This window comes from Clostridium psychrophilum (assembly GCF_018861705.1).
GTDB lineage: Bacteria > Bacillota > Clostridia > Clostridiales > Clostridiaceae > Clostridium_AD > Clostridium_AD psychrophilum.
In genome coordinates this window covers 1-2,253 of the sequence record NZ_JAHLEC010000213.1, presented here as the reverse complement: position 1 = coordinate 2,253, position 2,253 = coordinate 1, and the positions used below count along the sequence as shown (strand labels likewise).

Annotated in this window: 1 rRNA gene; it reads right to left on the bottom strand. The window is 49.8% G+C overall.

The features are described from left to right. Positions 1 to 8 precede the first annotated feature (8 nt). Positions 9 to 2,253 (bottom strand): 23S ribosomal RNA (locus KPL38_RS18995); the annotation flags it as partial.

The window sequence follows — 2,253 nt, the reverse complement described above, 5'->3', positions numbered from 1 at the left end:
AATCTATCTTGGTCAAGCCCTCGACTTATTAGTATTAGTCAGCTGAACATGTTACCATGCTTACACCTCTAACCTATCAACCTGGTGGTCTTCCAGGAGTCTTACTTACACCGCACTTACGTGCGAGTAATGGGAAATCTTATCTTAGGGTGGGCTTCACACTTAGATGCTTTCAGTGTTTATCCCTTCCAAACATAGCTACCCAGCGATGCCACTGGCGTGACAACTGGTGCACCAGAGGTTTGTCCATCCCGGTCCTCTCGTACTAAGGACAGCTCCCTTCAAATTTCCTACGCCCGCGACGGATAGGGACCGAACTGTCTCACGACGTTCTGAACCCAGCTCGCGTGCCGCTTTAATGGGCGAACAGCCCAACCCTTGGGACCTACTTCAGCCCCAGGATGCGACGAGCCGACATCGAGGTGCCAAACCTCCCCGTCGATGTGGACTCTTGGGGGAGATCAGCCTGTTATCCCCGAGGTAGCTTTTATCCGTTGAGCGATGGCCCTCCCACGAGGTACCACCGGATCACTAAGCCCGACTTTCGTCCCTGCTCCACTTGTAAGTGTCGCAGTCAGGCTCCCTTATGCCTTTGCACTCTTCGCGCGATTTCCAACCGCGCTGAGGGAACCTTTGGGCGCCTCCGTTACTTTTTCGGAGGCGACCGCCCCAGTCAAACTGCCCACCTAACAATGTCCTGTGACCAGATTCATGGCCTCCAGTTAGAACCTCAGTACTGTCAGGGTGGTATCCCAAGGATGACTCCACACAGGCTAACGCCCATGTTTCTCAGTCTCCCACCTATCCTGTACAGACAATACCGAAATTCAATGCTAAGCTACAGTAAAGCTCTACGGGGTCTTTCCGTCCAATCGCGGGTAACAAGCATCTTCACTTGTACTACAATTTCGCCGGATGTGTTGTTGAGACAGTGCCCAAATCATTACGCCATTCGTGCGGGTCGGAACTTACCCGACAAGGAATTTCGCTACCTTAGGACCGTTATAGTTACGGCCGCCGTTTACTGGGGCTTAAGTTCATAGCTTCGGCGGGAATAAATTCCCGACTAACTAATCCCCTTAACCTTCCAGCACCGGGCAGGCGTCAGCCCCTATACATCAGCTTTCGCTTTAGCAGAGACCTGTGTTTTTGCTAAACAGTTGCTTGGGCCTATTCTCTGCGACCTACTTACGTAGGCACCCCTTCTCCCGAAGTTACGGGGTCAATTTGCCGAGTTCCTTAACAACAATTCTTCCGATGGTCTTAGGATTCTCTCCTCACCTACCTGTGTCGGTTTGCGGTACGGGCACCAATATCCTCGATAGAGATTTTTCTTGGCAGCGTGGAATCAGATACTTCAGCAATAAATTGCCTTCCCCATAACATCTCAGCGTTAAGAGCAAACGGATTTGCCTATTTGCTCCGCCTAAATGCTTAGACACACATCCAATAGTGTGCACATCTTATCCTCCTGCGTCATCCCATTTCTAATAACGTTTATTGGTGGTATCGGAATATCAACCGATTGTCCATCACCTACGCGTTTCCGCCTCGGCTTAGGTCCCGACTAACCCTGAGAGGACGAGCCTTCCTCAGGAAACCTTAGGTTTTCGACCGTTAAGATTCTCACTTAACTCTCGCTACTCATGCCAACATTCTCACTTCTGTACCGTCCACCACTCCTTACGGTATGACTTCAACCAGTACAGAAAGCTCCTCTACCGCGTATACATAGTATACACCCATAGCTTCGGTGGTAAGTTTTAGCCCCGGACATTTTCGGCGCAGGATCTCTTGACTAGTGAGCTATTACGCACTCTTTGAATGAGTGGCTGCTTCTGAGCCAACATCCTAGTTGTCTTAGAAATCCCACATCCTTTTCCACTTAACTTACACTTTGGGACCTTAGCTGATGGTCTGGGCTGTTTCCCTTTTGACTACGGATCTTATCATTCGCAGTCTGACTGCCGAAATAAAAGTATATGGCATTCGGAGTTTGATAGGGTTCAGTAACTGTTGTCAGCCCCTAGCCCATTCAGTGCTCTACCTCCATTACTCAATTAATCGACGCTAGCCCTAAAGCTATTTCGAGGAGAACCAGCTATCTCCGAGTTCGATTGGAATTTCTCCGCTATCCACAGCTCATCCCATGGTTTTTCAACACCAACGTGGTTCGGACCTCCACGGAATTTTACTTCCGCTTCATCCTGGCCATGGATAGGTCACCCGGTTTCGGGTCTACGACATGCAACT